At 40.2% G+C, this 22,338-nt stretch carries 18 protein-coding genes and 1 tRNA gene; 9 read left to right on the plus strand and 10 right to left on the minus strand.

The window, feature by feature from the left end; genetic code table 11:
* Window positions 1–68 precede the first annotated feature (68 nt).
* A tRNA-Pro gene (locus tag DS2_RS16810) sits at window positions 69–145 on the plus strand.
* 215 nt (window positions 146–360) lie between these two features.
* On the opposite strand, the gene DS2_RS16815 is transcribed toward DS2_RS16810, so the two are convergent.
* Window positions 361–1,977, minus strand: a complete 1,617-nt coding sequence (locus DS2_RS16815) for an MFS transporter (protein WP_035016076.1) — start codon at window positions 1,975–1,977, stop codon at window positions 361–363.
* Between the two features lie 349 nt (window positions 1,978–2,326).
* On the opposite strand from DS2_RS16815, the gene DS2_RS16820 reads away from it, so the two are divergent.
* Window positions 2,327–3,103, plus strand: coding sequence for a phytanoyl-CoA dioxygenase family protein (locus DS2_RS16820; RefSeq protein WP_035016077.1), 777 nt, complete (start codon window positions 2,327–2,329; stop codon window positions 3,101–3,103).
* Window positions 3,104–3,186: 83 nt separating this feature from the next.
* Here DS2_RS16820 and DS2_RS16825 read toward each other — a convergent pair whose 3' ends face one another.
* Window positions 3,187–4,260 (minus strand): peptidylglycine monooxygenase, encoded by a 1,074-nt coding sequence (locus DS2_RS16825; protein ID WP_035016079.1) that lies wholly within the window; start codon window positions 4,258–4,260, stop codon window positions 3,187–3,189.
* Between the two features lie 289 nt (window positions 4,261–4,549).
* Between DS2_RS16825 and DS2_RS16830 the strand changes: the two genes are divergently transcribed.
* Window positions 4,550–6,604 carry a methyl-accepting chemotaxis protein gene (locus DS2_RS16830; protein WP_035016080.1) on the plus strand — a complete coding sequence of 685 codons (2,055 nt, stop codon included), beginning with the start codon at window positions 4,550–4,552 and terminating at the stop codon, window positions 6,602–6,604.
* Between the two features lie 136 nt (window positions 6,605–6,740).
* On the opposite strand, the gene rpoD is transcribed toward DS2_RS16830, so the two are convergent.
* The 4 genes from rpoD to rpsU all read right to left on the minus strand — a co-directional run bounded on the left by rpoD (window position 6,741) and on the right by rpsU (window position 11,216).
* Window positions 6,741–8,573, minus strand: coding sequence for an RNA polymerase sigma factor RpoD (rpoD, locus tag DS2_RS16835; protein ID WP_035016081.1), 1,833 nt, complete (start codon window positions 8,571–8,573; stop codon window positions 6,741–6,743).
* A 128-nt stretch (window positions 8,574–8,701) separates the two neighbouring features.
* Window positions 8,702–10,465 carry a DNA primase gene (gene dnaG / locus DS2_RS16840; RefSeq protein WP_035016082.1) on the minus strand — a complete coding sequence of 588 codons (1,764 nt, stop codon included), beginning with the start codon at window positions 10,463–10,465 and terminating at the stop codon, window positions 8,702–8,704.
* A 72-nt stretch (window positions 10,466–10,537) separates the two neighbouring features.
* Entirely contained in the window at window positions 10,538–10,984 is a 447-nt protein-coding gene (locus DS2_RS16845; protein ID WP_035016083.1) for a GatB/YqeY domain-containing protein, read from the minus strand.
* A gap of 16 nt (window positions 10,985–11,000) precedes the next feature.
* Window positions 11,001–11,216 carry a 30S ribosomal protein S21 gene (gene rpsU / locus DS2_RS16850; RefSeq protein ID WP_017446030.1) on the minus strand — a complete coding sequence of 72 codons (216 nt, stop codon included), beginning with the start codon at window positions 11,214–11,216 and terminating at the stop codon, window positions 11,001–11,003.
* Window positions 11,217–11,400: 184 nt separating this feature from the next.
* Here rpsU and tsaD point away from each other — a divergent pair, with 184 nt between their 5' ends.
* The 4 genes from tsaD (at window position 11,401) to DS2_RS16870 (ending at window position 15,674) form a co-directional block, all read left to right on the plus strand.
* A complete protein-coding gene (gene tsaD / locus DS2_RS16855) occupies window positions 11,401–12,414 on the plus strand; it encodes a tRNA (adenosine(37)-N6)-threonylcarbamoyltransferase complex transferase subunit TsaD (RefSeq protein ID WP_035016084.1) in 1,014 nt (337 codons plus the stop codon).
* 89 nt (window positions 12,415–12,503) lie between these two features.
* Complete coding sequence (dbpA, locus tag DS2_RS16860) at window positions 12,504–13,892, plus strand: ATP-dependent RNA helicase DbpA (protein WP_035016085.1); 1,389 nt, start codon at window positions 12,504–12,506, stop codon at window positions 13,890–13,892.
* Window positions 13,893–13,973: 81 nt separating this feature from the next.
* Entirely contained in the window at window positions 13,974–14,732 is a 759-nt protein-coding gene (gene miaE / locus DS2_RS16865) for a tRNA isopentenyl-2-thiomethyl-A-37 hydroxylase MiaE (RefSeq protein ID WP_035016087.1), read from the plus strand.
* Window positions 14,733–14,852: 120 nt separating this feature from the next.
* Entirely contained in the window at window positions 14,853–15,674 is an 822-nt protein-coding gene (locus DS2_RS16870) for a hypothetical protein (RefSeq protein WP_035016088.1), read from the plus strand.
* A 13-nt stretch (window positions 15,675–15,687) separates the two neighbouring features.
* Here the strand turns inward: DS2_RS16870 and DS2_RS16875 are convergent, their stop codons facing one another.
* The 4 genes from DS2_RS16875 to DS2_RS16890 form a co-directional block, all read right to left on the minus strand.
* Window positions 15,688–16,155 carry a hypothetical protein gene (locus DS2_RS16875; RefSeq protein WP_035016089.1) on the minus strand — a complete coding sequence of 156 codons (468 nt, stop codon included), beginning with the start codon at window positions 16,153–16,155 and terminating at the stop codon, window positions 15,688–15,690.
* Window positions 16,156–16,230: 75 nt separating this feature from the next.
* Window positions 16,231–17,076, minus strand: a complete 846-nt coding sequence (locus DS2_RS16880; RefSeq protein WP_051479965.1) for a prolyl hydroxylase family protein — start codon at window positions 17,074–17,076, stop codon at window positions 16,231–16,233.
* A 131-nt stretch (window positions 17,077–17,207) separates the two neighbouring features.
* Entirely contained in the window at window positions 17,208–18,383 is a 1,176-nt protein-coding gene (locus tag DS2_RS16885; protein ID WP_035016090.1) for a class I SAM-dependent methyltransferase, read from the minus strand.
* 2 nt (window positions 18,384–18,385) lie between these two features.
* Window positions 18,386–19,525: an MltA domain-containing protein gene (locus DS2_RS16890; protein ID WP_035016091.1), complete on the minus strand. Its 1,140-nt coding sequence runs from the start codon at window positions 19,523–19,525 to the stop codon at window positions 18,386–18,388.
* A gap of 162 nt (window positions 19,526–19,687) precedes the next feature.
* Here DS2_RS16890 and sppA point away from each other — a divergent pair, with 162 nt between their 5' ends.
* Together sppA and DS2_RS16900 are read left to right on the plus strand one after the other, a co-directional pair.
* The gene (gene sppA / locus DS2_RS16895; RefSeq protein WP_035016092.1) at window positions 19,688–21,556 is read left to right on the plus strand and encodes a signal peptide peptidase SppA; all 1,869 of its coding nucleotides are present in this window, start codon (window positions 19,688–19,690) and stop codon (window positions 21,554–21,556) included.
* A gap of 77 nt (window positions 21,557–21,633) precedes the next feature.
* Entirely contained in the window at window positions 21,634–22,290 is a 657-nt protein-coding gene (locus DS2_RS16900; RefSeq protein WP_160168587.1) for a substrate-binding periplasmic protein, read from the plus strand.
* Window positions 22,291–22,338 lie beyond the last annotated feature (48 nt).

Consider the following 22,338-nt stretch of genomic DNA (forward strand, 5'->3'; position numbering starts at 1 on the left):
GAAGTTAGATAAATTTTACGCCGACTATTGCAATCAAATGACATTTGATTATTATGGTCGGCCTCGGTCGGATTGTAGCGCAGCCTGGTAGCGCACTGTCATGGGGTGTCAGGGGTCGGAGGTTCGAATCCTCTCAATCCGACCAATTTAATACTTTCCCTTATTGTTTTATTATCCTTTTCATAAAAACATATTTGAGCGCCATAATAACCTAAACGGCCTCGAACAACTGACACTTGCTCCCAATCATCTAGCTTTATTTGCGTCTCTATAAGCTGTTAAAAACTCAAACAAAAAGCCCCAGTGATATGGCTATCTCTGGGGCTTTAATCTAACTAGTGGCGATAGTGAAAAAGCAGATTAGCTGGAAGCTTTTAACCCTAATTCCCTGTCTTCAACTTCCGCTTCGGGCTTTTTTCCAATAAGAGCCTCTATCTCTTCTATTGTCTTGCCTTTGGTCTCTGGTACTAATTTGGCCATGAGTAAAAAGCCTAATAAACAAAACGAGCCATAAACTAAAAATGTGTAGGTTGCACCTAAGTTTTCAAGCTGCCATGGGAAGAAAGTGGGTACAACTATACCGCCAAAAATAGTCGCAAATAATGCGCTAGAAGTAATGGCAACCGCACGTACCTTAGTTGGGAAAATTTCAGAGAATAATATCCACAAAATCGGGCCTAGCGAGAAGTTGTAGGAACACACAAATACAATAATACCCGCCAATACCAGCATGCCTTGTATGTCTGTCGCTAACAGTAGTAATTCGTTTTCAATTTGCACAAAAGTTGACTGACCCACAGCGTCAATTACCGCCGCTTTAAAAGCAATATCAGAATTGTATACATTGCCAACCATTGCGGTTAATGCACTGACATCGGTTGTTTTACTTAGCTGGCTAATGGTATCGATAGTAATCACATAGCTTGCATCGTAAAACCCATAAGTCACAACAGCCATGCTTATTGCACAGGTTATCAACCCGCCTAGAAGGATAATTCGTCGGCCTAATTTATCAATTAACATTAATGCCAACACTGTGAAAGCGGCACCAATTAAGCTCACCCAAATAGATTGAACAAATGCAGAGTCGCCGCCGCCAACTTGCTGGAATATCATTGGCATAAAGGCCAATACTGCATTCATACCTGAAAGAGCTTGAATACAAGCCATCAATACACCAATCACTAACGCAGTGCGCATGACTGGGCTAAGCAATAATTGAAGTTGCTCTTTGTAGCTTAAAGAATGATCTGTGTTTTTTAGGCTTGATACGATTTGGTTGTACTGCGATTCTACATTTTCTTTTGGTGTTAAACGTTCAATTACTTTATGTGCTTGTGCTTCTTTATGGTTTAGTACTAACCAACGTGGGCTTTCAGGAATTAAAAATAATAAACCGAACCATAATATAGCTGGAATAATTTCAACGCCTAACATCCAACGCCACACATTTTGCTCTGTTAGCCCTATTGATGTTGCAAAAGCTGAGCCTGAATTTACCCAATCAATTAGGTAGTAATTAAGGATGGTCGCGGCAAGTATCCCCAATACGATATTAAGTTGGTTTAGCCCTACCAATTTGCCACGCATATTAGCAGGCGCGATCTCACCTATATACATAGAAGCCAAACTTAGCGAAGTAAAGGCCAAACCACCAACTAACCTTGCAGTGAATAACCAAAAGTAACTAGGCGCCCAAGCAGAGCCAACCGCGGAAATAACATATAGTGCGGCGATTATCATCAAGGTTTTTTTACGGCCAAGCTTTTCACAAAAATAGCCTGCGACTAATAATGCGACTAAAGCCCCATAATTTGGTGCTGCGGCTATATTACCTTTTTCGATAGCGCTTAAACCAAACTCCAGGGTTGTAAATTGAAATGTCCCTGAAATTAGCATTATGTCCAAGCCGAAGATAAAACCACCAATCGACACGATAAAAGCATACATTAATGCATTTTGATTAGTATTAAACATCCACCTACTCTCTAGTTGAAGTTACTGCGATTACACGCTGTTAGCTATTGTTAAAATTAAGTAGAAGTATAGCAACAATTCAGCATAAGTGTATATAGTTAACAATACACATATACCAATAAATACCGCTAATTGAAAAATTTCTCGCAAAATTATCTAACTAAGTAACAGCCAGTTTTTTCGTTCTAATAAATTGAAAAAATTATGTTTTTTAATTTATTAGATCAAGCAAACGACAAACACATATAAATATCCCATTTATATAGGAATAAAAAAGATTGCAAAAAGATTTAAGCTGGCTTACATTTACCACATCAAAATTGTTAACAGTAAACCTAAAGGAGCGTTTATGACCGCTAAATGTTTAACAGCTGAACAAATTGCCGACTTTCACCGAGACGGTTTTGTTATTGCACGAGGCTTTTATACCCCTGAAGAAATAAAAAAATTGCAAGACAGAGCGTTTAATGATGATTCGTTATACGAGCGTGCATGGCATAAGAAAGATGCATCAGGCACGGTAAGTAAAGTATGTCTATGGCAAGATGCTGGTGACGATTTATATGGTATGTTCGCCCGTGGTAAGCGCATGGTTGATTCTGTTGAGAAGCTTTTGGGTGAAGAGGTTTACCACACCAGTACTAAAGTAATGATGAAAGAGCCATTTGTTGGTGGTGCTTGGGAGTGGCATCAAGATTTTGGTTATTGGCACAGAGACAACTTTCAACTTTATCCATTGTTGATTAGCGTTATGGTTGCGATTAACCAAGCAAACGTTGACAATGGCTGTCTAGAAGTATTACGCGGTAGTCATCATATTGGCCGAATTGATCACAATAAAACCGGTGATCAAAAAGGTGCTGACATGCTGTTTGTTGAAGAAGCACTAAAACACCATGAGTTGGTAAAAGTTGAGCTTGAGCCAGGCGATACTTTGTTCTTCCATTGTAACTTATTACATAAGTCAAACCAGAACCGCTCAGACAAACCTCGTTGGAGCATGATTAGTGCATTTAATGCAATGCGTAATAAGTCATTCAAAGAAAACGAGTCGGTTTATTACCCATTAAAACGCTTGGATGACGATGCTATTTTAAATTGGCAACCGCAAACTTCTGAAGCTTAAAAACTATTTCCTATTTGTTCTTTCCTGTTGTGTGTCAAAAGCCAGTCGACTTATCGACTGGCTTTTTTTATACCTGTTGTTTTTTAAACCCTTTCTAGTTTAAATGGATAAGTATTATTCGCACGCCACTGCCCTACATACACATTTTCGTCATCGTCAATGCATATGGCATGTGCATGATTAAATACATCCCATGTACTGCACATAGGTTGCAGTTGGTCGTCTTTATAAACAGCCTCGGTTCCACCCAAATTTGACACAATTCGGTTATTTTTATCAAACACTGAAATAAAACCAGAATCAACTGCGTTATGCTCTTCAAAATGCGACCAACAGACTGGCGCTAAAAAATAATCTTTTTTGAAAATTGGTCCGCCGATATATGCACCTGGGGTACTAATTTTATCTCGGTAACTGCCGTTGAGTTCGAAGCGTTTTAGTGCTTGTTCAAATCGCGAGCTGACAATTAGGTGTGGATCGCTCGGGTTTCTTAAATCGACCTCAATACCATGTGTATTCACTAAGTTATAATTGCTGTCGCTGTTGTCATGGCCACCCCAATGTCGAATGTAGCGACCTTGACTATCGTATTGAATTAAATAATCTGAGCCGTAGCCGTCTGTAACATACAAATCGCCGTTCGGAGCAATTGCTACATCTGTCGGTCGAAACGGCATATCTGGTGTATAAATGCCTTGAGTGCACGGGTGGCCGATCATAAATATCACTCGCCCATCCATTGTTAATTTGGCAATACTGCCGTTTTGTGCAATAACTTTGTTGCGTGGTGAATCCCATTCGTCGGTTGAAACACCATCCCAGTGTCGATTTAAAATCCAGCCTGAATCAACCACGTACATAAAATCTTCACCGTTTTCTTCAACGATTTTAACTGCATGAATTCCTGGAAATTGACTGCCCCACGCATCGAGTAATTTGCCGTCTTTGTTATACACGATAAAATTGTTTTTATCTGTGTCAGTCACCATGATGATGCGACCTTTTGAATCAATCGCCATACCATGACAATTCTCAACCGGTGTAGTTGCGCTGTCTAATACACCCCAGTGAGCATTCACTTTGTATTTAAAATCACCTTGGCCAATAACCTGACCATGCGGATTATTGTTTAACTTAGTTTGTATTTGTTGTTGCATAAATTACTTCCAACAGAGAATTACATTTATATTTAAATGTTCAATTTACTAAAAAATAAACAAAAGTTAAATTATCAAACTTAACCAAAATAACAATAGCCAATGAAAACAAACACTTAAAAATTATTATTTTTTTAGATTGATAACAATATACTTATTACAATATAGTTACAGAATAGGATATTAAAAGTTGGTATAAAGTTGCCTAAATTTTTGACAAGTAAGTCTCATCAATAATACTTAGTAAACAATAAATTAAACACAGTTAACAAATAAAAGGCTGCAAAGTATGCAATTTTTAAAACAATTCAAAATACAGTCTCGAATCGCTGCATTGGTATTAATCCCTTTAGTGTTCACTTTTATCTTAAGTTGGGAACGTTTAAACAATGCCTTAGAATCTCAACAGGACATGGCAGATTTAGATATTGTTTTAAATTACGCTGACGTAACATCCCCCTACATTGGTGCGGTGCTTGAAGAAGCCTTTTATAGCCGCTTGTATATTGATGCCCAACCAGATGAAGCGAGTAGTCGTAAAAGCACACTGAAAAACGTGCGTGATAAAGCAAAAAGGTACGAACGAACCTATGTAAATTATGTGCGAGACAACAAAGATGATTTAAGCAAATTTACCACGTTACAAACGCATATTAATGGCATCTTAAAGTTAATTGAAGGGCTTGAGTATGTTCGAAAAACTGTTGACGATAAATCTCATATATCAAAGAAGTTTACTGCTAAAAATCAATTTGGCCGTGAGCTACATACTATGTGGGAACTTTCAGTTGTAATTCGTCGGTTATTATTGTCAATGAATGAAATTGTGGTGCTTTCAAGTGCGAATGAACAACTAAGTAAAATGGCGAACGCGTATTACAACCTGATGGCAGCTAATGTCGAAACTTCGTTCCACAATAGTTTTGTCTACCTTACGATTTATCAACAGTTAGATGCTTATATATTTGGCGAAATTTATGCCAGTGCAACAAAAACGAATTCGTATCATGAGTTGTTTTTAAACTTCGCGTCAGACAAGGCTAAAAACGCCTTTAATAAAATGCGCGCTAATCGCTATTATAAAACTTATGACGAAGTTGGACTTCAAGCCCGGAGCAATATCTACAACATTGTAAATAAACCACTTGCCATCGACCCTAGCATCGACTGGAATGAAGTAACATCTCAAGTGTTTAAAATTTATAACCAGACAGTCGATGACGTAATGTCGGAGCTTATCGATACCAAAAACACCTTAGTAGATGATGCTAACAGCCTGGTTATTCAAACAATTGTATTGATGTTCGCGTTATTAATTGTCATTTCTCTGGTTTCTTATGTGATTGCACGTAGTATCGCCAGCCCATTAAAAAGCATGGTACGTTCATTTAAACAACTTGCTAAAGACAAGGATATGACCCAAAGGTTAGATGATAGTGGCTCGGATGAGCTCGCCGAGCTTAGCCACGCTTTTAATGAATTGCTGGAAAACTTCAACCAAACACTGACTTCAGTTCAAACAGAAGCCAACGCAATTCATAACTCTAGTACTGATATTAATAGTGCAATGTCTGATTCATTGGAGCTTTCGAAAAGTCAGTTGGCGTCAACCGATAGCGTATCGGTTGCAATTACTGAAATGACCGCAACCATTTCTGAAGTGGCAAGCATGGCCCACTCCACCTCGGACATCGTCCATCAAGCGCACGATTTATCTGTAGACAGCGCTAAAAATGCTCATTTGTCGCGTGAACTAATGCAAGATTTAATCAAAGAGCTGGGCAATACCGGCGACGTGGTTAATAACTTAAATGAAGAAAGCAAACAAATCAGTAATATTTTAAATGTGATCCAAGATATTGCAGAACAAACGAACTTACTCGCGCTTAATGCGGCCATTGAAGCTGCACGAGCGGGTGATATGGGCCGAGGCTTTGCTGTTGTTTCAGATGAAGTTAGAAACCTTGCAAGTCGAACACAAGAGTCGACCAAACAAATTCGTCAACAAATTGAAGCTTTACAGCAAGGCGCAGCAACTGCGGTGAGCAATATGGAAATGCTGCAGCAAGCCGGTACACAGTCAAGTGATATTGTATTAGAGAACTCAAAGGCGTTTGATTTAATGAAGGGCAAGCTAGATGAAGTTATGCAAATGGCAACACAAATTGCAACTGCAACCGAAGAGCAAACCAGTGTTTCGAATGAAATGAACGAACGTATTTTAGTGATTAGGGATGAAGCACAAAAAGTGACGGACCAAACCAACAAAACCTCTGATTCTAGCCAAGGCCTTAAACAAACAGGCGAAAGGTTAAAACAGTATATTTCAGAATTTCATTTGTAGTCAGGCTTTAGCCTGACTCACCTTTACGCTGAACAACAAATTAGTTAACGCGTTGTGATTAGAAGTAAAATTCAGCTATAAAAAAAGCCTCTTTCGAGGCTTTTTTTCGTATTAAATATAAACTCTTACTGTAAGTTTATTCGTCTAGGAAGCTACGTAATTGCTCTGAACGCGAAGGATGACGTAATTTACGTAATGCCTTTGCTTCTATCTGACGGATACGCTCACGGGTTACGTCAAACTGCTTACCAACTTCTTCTAGAGTATGATCGGTATTCATGTCGATACCAAAACGCATGCGCAGTACTTTAGACTCACGCGCAGTTAAACCTGCTAATACGTCACGAGTTGCACCTTGTAAGTTTTCTGAAGTTGCAGCATCAACCGGCGAGCTGATGGTGTTATCTTCAATAAAATCACCTAAATGCGAATCTTCGTCGTCACCAATTGGTGTCTCCATCGAGATTGGCTCTTTGGCAATTTTCATCACTTTACGGATTTTATCTTCCGGCATTTGCATTTGCTCGGCTAACTCTTCCGGTGTTGGCTCACGACCTTTTTCTTGCAACATTTGACGTGAAATACGATTTAACTTATTAATCGTTTCAATCATGTGCACTGGAATACGAATAGTACGTGCTTGGTCAGCAATCGAACGTGTAATCGCCTGACGGATCCACCAAGTTGCATAAGTGGAGAACTTGTAACCACGGCGATATTCAAATTTATCAACCGCTTTCATCAAACCAATGTTACCTTCTTGAATTAAATCTAAGAATTGTAAACCACGGTTTGTATATTTCTTCGCAATTGAAATAACCAAACGTAAGTTTGCTTCAACCATCTCTTTTTTCGCTCGGCGCGCTTTCGCTTCACCAATCGACATACGACGGTTAATATCTTTGATGCTAACAACACTTAATTTAGTTTCTTCTTCAATTTGCTTAAGCTTTTGAATACAACGTAAAATTTCGTCTTTATATTCAGCAAGCTTGTTTGAATAATCTTTATTACCAGATACTGCACTATCTAACCATGCGGTTGATGTTTCATCACCAGCAAAAGCCTTAGTAAACTCTTTTTTCGGCATTTTAGAATATTCAACCGCAAGCTTCATAATGATACGCTCTTGCGTGCGAACTTTATCCATCATGCCGCGCATGTGACCGACCAACTTATCAAATTGCTTCGGTACTAAGCGGAACAATTTAAAGATGTTACTCAGATCTTCAATTTTAGCGCGCGTATCTGGGTGGCTACGACCTTTTTCGTCTACCACTTTCATTACATTTTCATATGCTACGCGTAATTCATTAAATTTTTCACGCGCTAACTCTGGGTCGATGCCTGTGTCTTCTTCTTCATCGTCGTCATCATCGTCTTCGTCTTCTAATTCTTCTTTAGACAATTCAGAGCCAACATGAGTTGCCGATGGTGCCATTACATCATCTGGTTCATTTGGGTCGATAAAGCCTGAAACGATATCCGTTAAACGAATTTCTTCAGCTTCAACTTTGTCATACTGATCAAGTAAATAGGTGATAGCTTCTGGAAACTCAGCGACTGAGCATTGAACTTGGTTAATACCTTCTTCAATACGCTTAGCAATGTCGATTTCGCCTTCACGCGTTAAAAGTTCAACCGTGCCCATCTCTCGCATATACATGCGGACAGGGTCTGTTGTACGACCAATTTCGCTTTCAACTGAAGCTAAAGCTTGAGCCGCAGCTTCGGCAGCTTCTTCGTCAGTAGCATTGGTTTCTTCTGACATCAATAATGCATCGGCATCGGGTGCGGCTTCAAAAACCTGAATCCCCATATCGTTGATCATGCTAATGATGTCTTCAATTTGGTCTGAATCGACTATCTCTTGTGGCAGATGGTCGTTAACTTCGGCATAAGTTAAATAGCCCTGCTCTTTACCTTTAGCAACGAGCAGCTTAAGTTGTGACTGACGGTTTTGCTCCATACAGACTTCCGCTTACCTATGAAATGAAAATGACAGTGAACTCACTATTATAGCAGAGTTTCACACTGAATACATAAATTGAATTTGATAACTACTATTTTTAGTCAAGATTTTAGTACACTGATGGCTCACCTAGCTTTCAATAACTGTAAATACTCTTGCTTTTCAGCAGGCGTAATCAAATTCATTTTAGCTTTTGTTTGCAATTCAGCTTTTCGCCTATTCACAAACATAGCCAATATTTTTTCAATTGCATCTAAAAATACTACTTCTGTATTTGATTCATCGACATGATGTTCCCATGCCAATAATTGAGAGAGTATTTTTTCTTGTTTAGTTCCACGCCAATCTTCTAGCATGGAAGCAGCACTCGCATTTGGATGCTGGCGATAATAGCGTATTAATAACACTAAAAATTCAACACCAGGCTCATCCATAGCTGCAAGCAAATCTAATTGCTCATTTTGTAAATGGGCCAGATGATTAATTAGATGGGGGCTCGATAGCAATAATGCAACCGCCATTCTAACTGGGGTAATTTTTTTATTACTTGCTGCATTCTTTTGCGCTAATTTAGCTTTTGCTTGGCTGACCCTGTCAACTTGCTGACTTGGCACATTTCGCTTCAATTTTACCGCTAAAGTTGAAGCTATCGAATGTTTATATTCGCTGTCTGGCATGCTATCAATGAGTGGCTGTGCCAACTGGCTTAACTTAGAACGCGCAAAGTCCCCTTCTGTTTCACCAATTTTTTCGTAAAGTTGTTGATAGAAAAATGCCACTAAATCCTGAGCTTGCTCAACTTGCTGTTCAAACGCAGCTTTGCCATTCGCTTTGACGTACGAGTCAGGGTCTTCTCCGTCTGGCAAAAACATAAATTTAATCCGAATGCCATCCACTAAACTTGGCAACGCATTTTCAAGCGTACGCCACGCGGCAGCTCTGCCGGCGTTATCGCCATCGTAACAACAGACAATTTCACTGGTTGTTCTGAGCATGAGCTTAATTTGATCTTCTGTAGTCGAAGTACCAAGCGAAGCAACTGCGTAAGTAATACCAGCTTGAAATAACGCAACCACATCCATATACCCTTCAACAACAATTAAACGGTCGATTGAACGATTGGCATTGCGAGCTTGGTATAAACCATATAATTCACGGCCTTTATGGAAAATACGTGTTTCTGGTGAGTTTAAATATTTAGGTTTAGCATCACCTAGAACTCGTCCACCAAAACCAATGCATTTACCGCGCCGATCTAAAATTGGAAACATTAAACGTCCACGAAACCTGTCGTATAAACGTTTATTTTCTTCTTTTTCAATCAGCATGCCGATATCGCGTAATTGCTCGGCTGCTTGACGGCTTTTGCCAACCGCTTTTAGCAAACCATCCCACTCATCAGGAGAATAACCAATTTGAAAATGTTCTATGGTTTGCGGGTTTAAGCCTCGCTGATTAATATAGTCCTGCACCGCGGGCGCGTTTTTGTCGTTGTTCAATTTGTATTGATAAAACTCAATTGCTTGAGCCATCAATTCGTAATCTTGTTTAGCTTGAACCGTATTGTATTGGCGCGCGTCATTACCACCTTCTCTAGGTACAGCTAAACCATGTTGGCCTGCAAGTTCTTCAATTGCATCAACAAATTCTAGGTTGTCGTACTCCATTAAAAATGAAATCACATTACCTTTAGCCCCACAGCCAAAACAATAATAAAACTGTTTGTCTGGAGCAACTGAAAATGAGGGCGTTTTTTCATTATGGAAAGGACAACAAGCGGTATAATTTTTACCAGCTTTTTTCAAGCGCACACGCGAATCTATTACCTCGACAATATCAGTACGGGCAATTAAGTCATCTATAAAACTTTTGGGTATGCGTCCGGCCATTTATTCTTATGTGTGTAAAACAACAAAACCGCACAATTGTGCGGTTTTGTTAAAAAGAGATCAAGCTGAAACTTAAGCGTTTAACTTAGCTTTAACCAGTTGGCTTACAACAGCCATGTCCGCTCTGCCTTGCACTTGTGGGCGAATTAGATTCATCACCTTGCCCATGTCCTGCATGCCTTGAGCGCCACTTTCTTGCACTGCGTTTGCAATTAAGTCGGCAACTTCTTGCTCACTTAATGCAGCAGGTAAAAAAGTTTCTAAAACTTTAATTTCTGCTTCTTCAATTTCTGCAAGGTCAGCTCGGCCGCCTTGTGTATACTGCTCAACTGAGTCTTTGCGCTGTTTAACCATTTTAGTAAGGACAGCTAAAACCTCATCATCATTTAAGGTTTTCTTACCATCGACTTCTAGTTGTTTAATGGCCGACAATGCTAGCCTAATAGTTCCAAGGCGAACCTTGTCTTTGGCTTTCATCGCCTCTTTCATGGCGCTTTTCAGCTGTTCAGTAAGAGTCATGAGTTTGTCTAATCTCTTAGTATAACTTTACACGACGAGCGTTTTCACGCGAAACTTTCTTAGCGTGACGCTTAACTGCAGCTGCTTTTTTACGCTTACGCTCAGCAGTTGGCTTCTCGTAAAATTCGCGGCTACGTACATCAGCTAAAATACCAGCTTTTTCACATGAACGCTTGAAACGACGTAAAGCTACGTCAAACGGCTCGTTTTCTCTTACCTTAACAATTGGCATTAAATATCACCTCAGGATAATTTGATTTTGACCGCTTAGAACAAATTGTGAGCGGTTCGTCTAAAAATGGTGCGCAATTCTAATCCAATTATTCTGTGAAAGTAAAGTTATTGAACACAAAAACTGGTTAAATAAATTCAAGATGGCTAAAATGCGCGCCATATAGCAGTTATTGAGGTAAAAAATGCGCGTTTTAGGCATAGAAACATCTTGTGATGAGACAGGTATTGCAGTTTATGACGACCAACAAGGGTTATTAAGTCACCAACTTTATAGCCAAGTGAAGTTGCATGCAGATTACGGTGGTGTTGTACCAGAATTAGCCTCGCGCGACCACATTCGTAAAATAGTTCCACTAATCGAAAAAACATTAGCAGAAGCGCATTCAAGTAAAGACGATATCGACGGCATTGCTTTTACTTCGGGTCCTGGATTAATTGGTGCCTTGTTGGTGGGTTCTACTGTTGCTCGAGGCCTTGCATTTGCTTGGAACAAACCTGTAATTGGTGTGCACCATATGGAAGGCCATTTACTTGCGCCAATGTTAGAAGAAACTCAAGCTGAATATCCATTTGTTGCTTTATTAGTATCAGGCGGGCATTCGCTTATGGTAGAAGTAAAAGGTATAGGCGAATATACCTTGTTAGGTGAAAGCATTGATGATGCCGTTGGTGAAGCTTTCGATAAAACCGCCAAGATTATGGGCTTAGATTATCCAGGTGGTCCGCGTTTAGCTAAACTAGCCGAGCAAGGCCAAGCTGGGGTATATAGATTTCCGCGACCTATGACTGACAGGCCAGGTTTAGATTTCTCTTTTTCAGGGTTAAAAACTTTTGCAGCAAATACTTTGCGTGATTCGGATAAATCCGCGCAAACTTTGGCGAATATAGCTTATGCATTCCAGGAGGCAGCGGTAGATACTTTAGTCATTAAGTGCAAACGTGCCTTAAAGCAAACAGGTCACAAACGCTTAGTAATCGCTGGCGGTGTTAGCGCGAATGTGTTTTTACGCGAGCAACTCGAAGAATTAATGAAAAAGCTGCGCGGTAAAGTATATTACCCACGCTTAGAATTTTGTACCGACAATGGCGCGATGATAGCCTATGCAGGCTGCCAGCGCTTAAAAGCAGGCCAAGCAGGCAGTAACATAGAAATTAAGCCACGCTGGCCGTTAACTGAGCTCTCAGCGTTAGGTTGAAAGCTTTCAGCCATGAGCTAATTATGGCCATTAACTGACTATTATCGTGAGATAATAGTCCAATTAAAATTTTTATCCGAGGCCATTCAGTGTCACAACCAACATTCGATTCAATCAGTTTACGCACTGAGTTGCTAGAAAATTTAGCGTCTTTGCAATATCACAACATGACAGATATCCAAGCGCAAAGTTTGCCTGCGATCATTCAAGGTCGAGATGTCATTGCCCAAGGTAAAACAGGCTCTGGTAAAACCGCCGCATTTGGTTTAGGTTTGCTTAACAAGCTAAATGTTAAAAAGTTTAGAATTCAATCTTTAGTCTTGTGCCCTACCCGTGAACTGGCTGAGCAAGTGGCAGCTGAGCTACGTAAACTTGCCCGTACTATTCACAATATTAAAATTTTAACTTTATGTGGCGGCGTGCCAATCGGCAAACAAATTGATTCTTTGTACCATGGCGCGCATATCATTGTTGGTACACCTGGTCGCATCGAAGATCACCTTAACCGCCAAACCTTAGATTTAAGTTTTGTTGATACTTTTGTACTAGACGAAGCCGACAGAATGTTAGAAATGGGCTTTCAATCAGCCATTGATGCTGTAGTTGAGCAGATACCTACACAACGCCAGACCTTATTATTCAGCGCAACCTTTCCAGAAAAAATTGAAGCAATCAGCGCCAGCATAATGCACCAGCCAATTATGGTAAAAGTTGAGTCTAATCACGACCAAAGCACGATTAGCCAACACTTTTTTCAAGTCAATACCAACGATGAGCGATTAGAAGCTTTGAACTTATTGTTATTACAACACCAGCCTCAATCAAGTGTGGTGTTTTGTAATACCAAAGCGGAAACCTTGGCTGTGTGCCAGCAACTTAATAATCAAGGGTTTAGTGCACTTGCGTTAAATGGAGATTTAGAGCAAAGAGAACGTGACCAAACGTTAGTTCAGTTTGCCAATAAAAGTGCAAGCATTTTAGTTGCAACCGATGTGGCAGCCCGAGGCCTAGACGTGGACAATTTAGACGCCGTATTTAACTACCAAATGGCACATGATATCGAGGTGCATGTACATAGAGTTGGCCGCACGGGTCGTGCCGGTAATAAGGGGCTGGCGTTTACATTCTTTAGCAATAAAGATCAATACAAAATTGAGCTGTTAAATGATTTGCTCGGCAGAGAGATTCGTGATGAAGCCCTGCCCCGCTCGAGTGTTCTGCAACGTGAAATAGCCCCACCAGCTATGGCCACTATACAACTTGATAGTGGCAAAAAACAAAAGATTCGCGCCGGTGATATTTTAGGTGCGCTGACACGCGATAAAGATTTACAAGGTGATGACATTGGCAAAATCCAGCTATTTGATAATTGGGCTTATGTCGCTGTAAATCGGAAAAAACGCAAACTAGCTTTAAACAAAATTACCAATGGTAAGTTAAAAGGTCGCTCGGTTAGAGCGCGGCTTCTACGTGGTTAAGGCGCAATTACAAAGCTTGCCTTTGGATAGAAACAACGCCCGAATAGAGAAAAAAGTAACAAAACAGTTTTAGAGAAAACTATGCAATTTGCTGAATTATTGTCACCTATCAAACAATTTTTACACTGCGAAACCCCAGATGAATGGATAGCCGCAGCCAAGCAACCTGAAAACCTAAGCATGTTATTAATAGACCACATGATATGTGAATTGAAGGCCGCTCAAACCGCGATGTGGTTAATTCGTAAATACGCAGTTGATAAAGAAAGTGGTGATGCTTTGCTAGCTTGGTTGCACCCGTATGAAGATTTTATCTATCGTAAAAAGGGTTCGCCACAAACATTAAAAGACAGCAACAAACTAAGTAAAAACATTCAAGCACGTGCTGATGCCAAATACGGCCAAGATTTAATTGATAAAATGGTGCTGTTAATTAAAGAAGAACTTCATCACTTCTATCAAGTACTTGAGATTATGCAGGCACACGGCATTGAATATAACAATATTACTGCAGGCCGTTATGCCAAAGGTTTGATTCGCCATGTAAAAACCCATGAACCAGAAACCTTAATCGACAAACTTATTTGTGGTGCCTACATTGAAGCTCGCTCGTGTGAACGATTTGCCAAATTAGCCCCGCATGTCGACGAAGAGCTGGGTAAATTTTACATCTCGTTATTACGCTCAGAAGCGCGTCACTACCAAGATTATTTAACCTTGGCCGAAGAAATTGCTGGCACAGATATCAGTGAACGCATTGCATTTTTTGGTCAAAAAGAAGCTGAGCTTATTTCGACACCAGATAATGAGTTTAGATTTCATAGTGGTGTACCGGCTTAATCATCGCAGTATAGTGCTAATAACGTCCGTTAACAGCCAATAACAAATTTAAACAGATTACCTTTCAAACCAGCGCTAAGCTTGTAGTTATAACCTAAAGCAACAATAAGGAAGGTAATTATGAACACTAACAAATTTACAATTAGCGCAATAAGCCTCGCAGCGATAACCGTTCTAACAGGTTGTGACGATGATTTAGATTATCATGTAGATGAAGATCAGCACCATGTACGGGTGTTTATTGACGACCAAGCATTGTCGTGCCAACCTGAGTCTGCAATACCGCTAACACAAAGTGCACTAACTTTGGCAGAAAAAAGCATTGAAATGCATTGTAGCCAAAAAGGCCACGATGGTTTTAGTTACACTGAAAGCTGTGGGTCAGATACTGGCAGTATCAATATTTTTACCATTCATATGGGTGACTTAGCTGAAGCTGAAAACTTAGGCTTTAGTCGTGTTGCCGAATTAGATAACCCGCAACTAGATAAACTTTGTGAGTACAAAGTAATTTCAGACCACAAAAAATATCACTTACTGGATCAAGTTAAAGATGCAATTGATGCATGGGAAACACTTGATTCAGATCACTACGAGTTTAAGTTTGACCAAAACTTTGCCGATTGCCCGAATGTCGCCGCGCCACCAACTATGCGTATAACAGTTGAAGATGATGTAATTACGCAAGTTTACAATATGGATACACAAGCGTTCGTTAATGATATTTCTGGCTTTAACACCGTTAGCGAATTGTTAGACGCGTTTAAACTGCAAATTTGGATGTCGCCGAAATCGGCAGGTTTGTCTTCTGCCGAACCTTACAAAATGCCGGAGTACAACGACAATGGCGTACCATTGAGTTATTACTACGACCAAGGAACGACAGCTTGTGATGCACCTAATATTGTACTGTCAGATTTTACCGACTTGTCAGGAAGTTAAGACCCTCTCAATTTTACTCGGAGGCACCCATTTGTTTAAGTGCCTCTGGCAAAATGAGTTGATTATACTCGTGTAACTTCTCGTTGATTAAACTTTCCAAACGGGCTTTTTCTTCTTCGTTGGCTAAATTCTCATCTAGTTGCTGTACTAAGGCTTCTATCTCTGCTTGTTTTTCATCTAGTGCTTGCTGTGTGGGTAAACTTTCAACAGGCTCAGCACTGGGCATAGCTTTAATCTGTGGTGTTGCCTGTGGCTTATCACCGTCAGTGAGCAAACTTGTTTCAGTAGGCTTTACTTGATTATCGGCAGTCGATTGGGTCTCAACAGCTTTATCTAGCTGTGCTGTCTCATCGTCCAACACATTCATCACGATCACCGCACCAATACAAATGACGACGGCTCCAAGCCCATTAATAAGCTTTTGTTTTGCGGTCATTTGGCCAATTTGTGTTGTTTTCGTTGAATTATTAGGTTTCGGCATAAGTGTTTTCGAATATTTATTTTTAAATTATGCGTTGCAGCTTAATCAATCAAACCATTAAATTCAATTGCATTGTTAGGCCTGATGCTGCCTAAACCATTTAGTGATCACAGCTTTATATCCTGCTTGAACTGGCTCTGCTTGATGCAAAGTATTCCCGTTTCCAACCAAATTGTCAGTTAAACTATTCCAAATAACCGCCATGCCCTGTTTTGGCTTAAATGCTTTATTCTGACGAATAAAGCGCGTCGCGCCACCAGCCTCAACATCATTCAAATAAATCATAACTGTATAGGTTCGTTGACCCATTTTTCCGCCATGGTTGGTCAGCTCCTCACCTTCAAAATAATCTGTATGAGCTTTAAATTGTTGGCCGACTTCATAGTATTGACCTTGTGTAACCTCAGCAAAACCAGCCTCAATATTCATCAACTTATAAATACGTTGGTCAACCATCTGAATTAATGGATTGTCTATCGCCCCCAAATCACAAGTTCGACTAGTCCTGAACTCGCAGTCACTGGTAAAAGACGCAAGCTCGGAAGGTCGCAATTTAGTTTTAATTAAGTCAATAATCTGTTCACATTCTCTAGCGGTCAAAAATTGTTCTACGGTGTACAATTCTATTGAATCAGAATCGATCTGGTGAAATTTAGAGTTATTTTTTAGCTGCTTAGCTAAGTGAAGGCGTGTTTTCTCGATTGTTTGTTTAACCTCCAACTGTTCTGCTAACTGAGTTTCAGCGTTGACAGTTACACCAGCAACATTTTGCCCGGACTGCGCCGCAATAAACTGTTGTAAAATGATGTTGCGCTCAAAGCCGTTGTCGACCAGTATTTGATATAGTTCGTCTGGATCACATCCTCTATTAATATTCTCGCGTAACCAGTTTTGCCAAGATGCATCAAAAATTGCAGGCATAGTGTTCTCTTTTTATTCTCGTTTGTTGAGCTGTTGACTGACTTTATACTATCAAATACAACTGCTATTAAAACCTTGATTTAGGCTACAATATTTAAGCCAATTGCCTTTGCTACAGCAAAGTCTATAAATTACAACTTAGCGACTATCATCATATTCCGCGGTGTTGTTTGATATGGACAAAAATAATTAATCTCCACTTGATAACCGCTCTGTTCCAAAAACAAAGCCTTATCCAACACCAACCAATGTTCTAACGCCCGCTGAAAAGTGTGCCGTACGTATTCAAGTTGCTGGATGAACTTTTGTTTAACTGCCGCTCGTTGTAAATAGTCAGCAAAATTGATCTCCGCCGGTAACACTAAGCCTTGATGGTTGATACCCCAATCTACAAAATCAGCAAATGCGCCACTAAACCAAGATTTTTTAACCGAAGGTAAAGATTTATAACCTGTTTCGCCACTAATATCCGCTCGAATCAACTGATAAGCCAAACGCCATAATACCTCGGTTTGACGTAAATTAGCGACACGCTGCCCAGCAGTTACTTGAGCTTGCACAGCCAGTTTTAAAATTGCCTTTGCAATTGTTAACCCACTCGCTTGCCCGAGTGCAGACAACGCAGGATAAGTTTGCTCTGCAATTAAGTGATAACAGCAAGGTGCAACATGCATGTATTCAACTTTTGCTGCAACAGCTTGTTTTAACAAGGTTACGTGCAAATCACCGCACGCATGTAAGGCCACGACATGCTGGTGAGGTTTAAGCCATGTCGCGGGTTGTTTTAGTACATCAGCATGTATAAAGTCTTGTTGAATTTCGTACGTTTTAGCCAGCTTACGACCTTGTTCACATAAACTCTTTTGCCATTCAACACTGGTTACAGCAACATTGTGTTGGAAGCTTAGCAGACGTCCTAAATGCCCTTTGCCTGCACACCATTCAAGCAATGGATATTTGGGTTTGATTTGCTCAGATAGTTGCTGGACTTGAGTGATTTTTCGCCCATGAATGCCATTTTGTAACCAAAAAGGGACTGGTTTGTACCAGTCATCAACCAATTGTTTTTGCAAAAAATCAATGCTTTGCATTGCATCTGTTAATTCTGGAAAAAACTGTTCTGATATCTGATGACAGACTTCATCGTGTGTGAGTTTACTGTTGTCAGCCAGTAATTGCAGGTATTGAATTAAACTTGGGTTCTGCCAAGGGTAGTCGTCGCATTGAAATGGTACAAAATTCCAATAGGCTTGATATTTGTTCAAGGCTGCGTCTAATTTGTCAAAATAAATAGATAGCTTACTCATACTCAGTGTACGCTTGTTTTGTCTTTGGCTATCAATACATAGGCTTTTACAAAGTCAGGTAAATGTTTATTTGCAGCATGATAATCAGCCCAACCTTTGTACTGACCGACTAACAAATCTAACTGAAATAGATTATCGTCAAATGCGCCCCCTTCATCTGCCAGTACCACCAAGCGACTGATTAATCTGCCAGATTGTTGATATTGCAGCAGCAACAGTTTACCAAGCCCTAAATCAGCAACATTACCGGCAACAGTTACTTGAGGTAAAATCTCAATTTTATGCGCTGGCTCTATACCGTACCCCATTACACCTGGCACTTGTTTAAAATACCAATAGCGCGCTTGTTGGTTTTTATCTAATGCGTAGTCATATGCAATGCCATTGTTGCGTGCAACATTGTAATAGGCATAGCCACCTGCAGGCTTTTTGACAACAGCCGTCCCTTGCAATAATGCATCGTGAAGTCCTTGCTCAGTAAGATAAATAAGTGGCGGCGCAAGCTTGTGGCTGTCTAAAACACCGGCCATCACTTGTTGGCGACTATATTTATACCGAGTTAGTTGGTTTGCTAATTGGTCTGCTTGCTCAAGTGATAAGTTTTGTTCATCGTATGGAATGCCATATAACGCATGCTGGTACTGCCCTACTCGCTGATATTTAGCGTCTACTAATTTGGTATAGTATTTAGTAAGTAGCAGCGAATCTTCGGGTATGCGCGATAGCAGATTTTTTTTTGCTTGATTCGTGGTAGTAGCAATCACTTTTTGCGCTTTGTCTAGATTAGGTTTCCATGCGTGCATATCAAAATGCTTAGCTAAATATTGCGCATTATGTAATGAGCTCTGTTTATTGGTGCGAACGTCCTTACGGTAAGTTTGGCAAACCGAGTCTAGTGTTGTAATAACTTGGTTTAAGCTAAATGACAGGCCGGCTACTTTACCACCATGAATTGCGCGTTGATCATAATTCGGCCCACGGCGCAAATAGTCTGCCGTGCGCTCAGCAACCTGACACAACTCTGAACCTTTGAATTCAGATAATGTCCCCAAGTGAATGGTTTGTGCCTTTATATTTAAAGAAAAACAACCCAAGCCAACGACAAAATAGTACCAATAGCGAAATCCACTAGCTAACCGCATAAAACTGCACAACCTATTTAATTAAACATTCCGGCTGTATTGTATCAATTTACCTGTACATAATGGCAGATAAACTTTTGAGTTTATTTAAAAGACGTTAGATAATGGCCGTTAAATCAGCTTATTAACAAGCTTAGTCACAAATAAGGAATTTGATAAAATATGACTGTCAACCAGCCCACTAAACGAAGTGCAATTGGTAGAGTTTTCTCTGCATTTTGGAGCACATTAAATTTCACACGAAAGCTCATACTCAATATTTTATTTTTTGCAATTATAGCAGCCATTATTGTCGCTGCCGGCCAAGATAAAGGCACTGTTAACATTGCGCAAAAAAGCGCATTAGTGCTGAATTTATCAGGCGTAATCGTTGAGCAAAAACAAGCGGTTGACCCAGTAGATGCATTTATGGCTGAAAGTTTAGCCGACGACTCTACGCCCCAAGAAATATTATTAGCCGATGTGTTAAATGTAATTAACAATGCCGAACATGACCAGCGCATTCAAGCCATAGTGCTAGATTTAAAATATTTAGCTGGTGGTGGATTAAACAAGTTAGAAGCTATTGGTAAGCAGTTAGACAGCTTTAAACAAGCCGGCAAACAAGTAATTGCGATTGGCGACTACTACACCAAAAGCCAATACTTTTTAGCCAGTTATGCCAATGAAGTGCTATTGCACCCTATGGGGTTTGTTCAACTTGATGGCTTTAGTATGTACAACACTTACTTTAAATCTGCTCTAGAAAAGCTCAAAGTGTCGACCTATATATTTCGAGTGGGCTCATACAAATCTGCAGTCGAACCTTTCATGCGCAATGACATGAGCGATGAAGCCAAAATAGCAAATCAAGCGTGGCTAGATCAGCTATGGAAACTTTATAAAGAGGGTGTCGCCGAGCGCAGGGGGTTACCCACAGAAGCTTTTGATGAAAAAATGGCAGACTTTGAAACCAAGTTTGCCGCCGCCAATTACGATATGGCGCAGTACAGCCTAGAAAATAATTGGGTTGACCAGTTGGTTACTCGTGAAGAAATTGATCAAAAACTAGCAGAAATTGTTGGTTGGACGGACAACAAACGCAGCTACAACAAAGTATCGTTTAAAGACTATTTATCACTAGTAAAACCAGCACAAGGCTTTGTGCAACCTGCGGGTGATAAAGTCGCAATTATCGTCGCAAAAGGTACAATTTTAGACGGACACAAAAAAGCCGGTGAAATTGGCGGAGACAGTACCGCTAAACTATTAGAGCGAGCACGTTTAGATGATTCAGTAAAAGCTGTAGTTTTGCGTATTGATAGCCCTGGTGGTAGTGCGTTTGCTTCAGAAGTTATTCGACGTGAAATTGATTTACTCCAGCAGGCTAACAAACCTGTTGTTGCATCGATGAGCTCAGTTGCCGCATCTGGCGGCTATTGGATTGCTGCAAGTGCCAATGAAATCTGGGCGCACCCAAGCACAGTTACCGGCTCGATTGGCGTATTTGGCTTATATATGACACTAGAAAACAGTTTGAAACACATTGGGGTACAGGCTGACGGTGTATCTACAACTGAATGGCCAGTTTTAAACCCAGCGATTCCACTTGAAAAATCAAGCCAACACATTTTGCAAAAAGGTACAGAGCGCGTTTACCAAAGGTTTTTACATATAGTGTCTAAACACAGAGACATGACGTTATCTGAAGCGGATCAGGTAGCACAAGGGCGCATTTGGATTGGTACCCAAGCACAGCAATTGGGCTTAGTAGATAAACTAGGTGATCTGGATGATGCTATTGCTTCTGCTGCTAAACTTGCGGGTGTTGAAAATTTCAAAACTAAAGTCATTGAGGCGGAGTTAACACCTCAACAGCAACTAATGAAAGAATTATTAGGACAAGTATCGGCTTGGTTTGAACAACCTTCTGATCAAAGCCCGTATAAATTCCAACCTGAATTGGTTAAAACGCTAAAAGAACTTAAACACTTGAGTCAGTGGAACGACCCAAATGGCGTGTATGCATTTTGTGAACATTGCCGTTTTTAGTTTTTAAGTACAAATCAACAATGCGCAACAACTTGTTCGCAAAGTTCTTAAGCATAGGTTTGTTGACATGCAAACCTATGCTCGTTAACGCTACAGACTTGATATCGACAAATAATTCAGCCAATAAAAAATTAGTTATCTCAACCGTTGAAAACCACCCTCTAGTCCCTTTTGCAACAAAAGTAATGCGTCAAGCATATAAGAAACTCGGCTACGATATTGAAGTTTGGCCATTACCAGCAGCCAGAGCATTATATATGTCAAGCACTGGTCGAGTTGATGCTGAGTTAGGGCGAGTGGCTGGCTTAAGCAAACAATATAAAACCTTGATTCAAATTAGCCCAGGTATAGTCCGATTTAAAGCTTCATTTATATCAACTAGAAGTAACAAACAATTGCACCAGCCGATGAACAACCAAACTGCCGCTGTCGTATTAATGCGTGGCATGCCTTATGCCAATCAATTGATTAAAAACCGACCAAAAATAGAAGTTACAACCATTGAACAGGTCATTAAGATGCTAGAAAGTCAAAGGGCACAGTATGCACTAATCGATGGCAATTACCTCTCTGACCCACGTTACCAAAATATACTGGCTGCTTATAATTCGCAAGACATCCAAGGTTCTCATCAAGCCATTCATCACTATATTCACAATAAACATGCAGCACTGGCCGAAGCTCTAAATCAAGTATTAGCCGACATGCGCAAACAAGGATTACTCGGCCACTAACAAAAAAGGCCGCTTTCGCGTAATGCCGATCAGTTAAGCAATAAATAG

Source organism: Catenovulum agarivorans DS-2, assembly GCF_000568405.1.
GTDB classification, from domain to species: Bacteria; Pseudomonadota; Gammaproteobacteria; order Enterobacterales; family Alteromonadaceae; genus Catenovulum; species Catenovulum agarivorans_A.